1 protein-coding gene and 3 tRNA genes are annotated in these 1211 nt (G+C 56.7%); all 4 read right to left on the bottom strand.

Translation table 11 applies throughout. The features are described from left to right. A partial coding sequence (locus tag PTE30175_RS27975; RefSeq protein WP_263596307.1) for a GTP-binding protein occupies nt 1-251 on the bottom strand: 251 nt, incomplete at its 3' end. Nucleotides 252-323: 72 nt separating this feature from the next. Next, nucleotides 324-398 (bottom strand) — tRNA-Thr (locus PTE30175_RS27970). 27 nt (nt 399-425) lie between these two features. Beyond that, nucleotides 426-499, bottom strand: a tRNA-Gly gene (locus tag PTE30175_RS27965). Between the two features lie 73 nt (nt 500-572). Beyond that, nucleotides 573-658: transfer RNA gene (locus PTE30175_RS27960), tRNA-Tyr, on the bottom strand. Nucleotides 659-1211 lie beyond the last annotated feature (553 nt).

Below are 1211 nucleotides of genomic sequence, written 5' to 3'. Positions count from 1 at the left end.
CCCGGGCAGTCAACGTGCGCGTAGTGGCGGTTAGCCGTTTCGTACTCGACGTGGGCGGTATTGATGGTAATACCGCGTGCCTTTTCTTCCGGCGCTGCGTCGATTTCGTCGTACTTCTTGGCGGTGCCGCCGAACTTGGCCGACAGAACCGTAGCGATAGCAGCCGTCAGGGTCGTCTTACCGTGGTCAACGTGACCAATGGTACCGACGTTCACGTGCGGCTTAGTCCGCTCGAATTTTTCCTTTGCCATGTCAGACTCCTAACGGGTTATCTATTTGCCGAATCGCTCGGCACAATGACTGCCGCGCTTAACACTATCTTTTGGTGCCCATGGGCAGGATCGAACTGCCGACCTCTCCCTTACCAAGGGAGTGCTCTACCACTGAGCCACATGGGCGAAACCTGGTACTTCTGCGCGATCACCTGGAGCGGGTGAAGGGAATCGAACCCTCGTCATAAGCTTGGAAGGCTTCTGCTCTACCATTGAGCTACACCCGCTTTGGATTGAGGCTCCAATTTCCTTTTTGATAACTTGCGGCAAAGTCACTTACCGCAAGTCATTACCGCATTCTGGTGGAGGAGGTTGGATTCGAACCAACGTAGGCGTAAGCCAACAGATTTACAGTCTGCCCCCTTTAGCCACTCGGGCACCCCTCCGCAGAGAATTCAAGATTATGGAGATGTCGCCCTTTGTTGTCAACACCTTCAACGCTCTGCTGGCATGTTTTTTGATGTTTTCGATTGTGCGACGCAACAGGAACGTCAAGATGACGCCTCACCAGGCCCAAATCGCCTTGAAAGTGAGGCGCACTGTCGACGTTAGTCCGGGCGGGTGCCTGGACTTTCATTGACTTTCCCAACGACACTCTGGCATTTTTGTGCGCCGATCTGGCATGGTTTTGCGTTTCACCGGAGGGCCTCCCACGAGGCTCGCCGAGGGCGTTCCGGGAAAACTCGAGGCGGAAGCCTGGCAATCGTCTAAACTTGCACGGCTCGCGCCCTCTCCGGCGCCCGGGGCCGCCAACGGAGCTACTTTTGCTTCGCAAAACCAGCTCCATTGCCGTCGTCATGCATCAAGGGGAGCACCTGCGAGACAAGCCATGCTGACAGTGATTGCGACGCTGGACCCGGGTCGATGAACGACGGGGCCTCACGACACTTTGGCTGTAGGGACCGTCGCTGGGAGTGCCGCACTGGCGGCGGTTACGGA

The sequence above is a fragment of the Pandoraea terrae genome, assembly GCF_902459695.1.
GTDB lineage: Bacteria > Pseudomonadota > Gammaproteobacteria > Burkholderiales > Burkholderiaceae > Pandoraea > Pandoraea terrae.
This window is presented reverse-complemented; position numbering and strand designations above follow the sequence as displayed.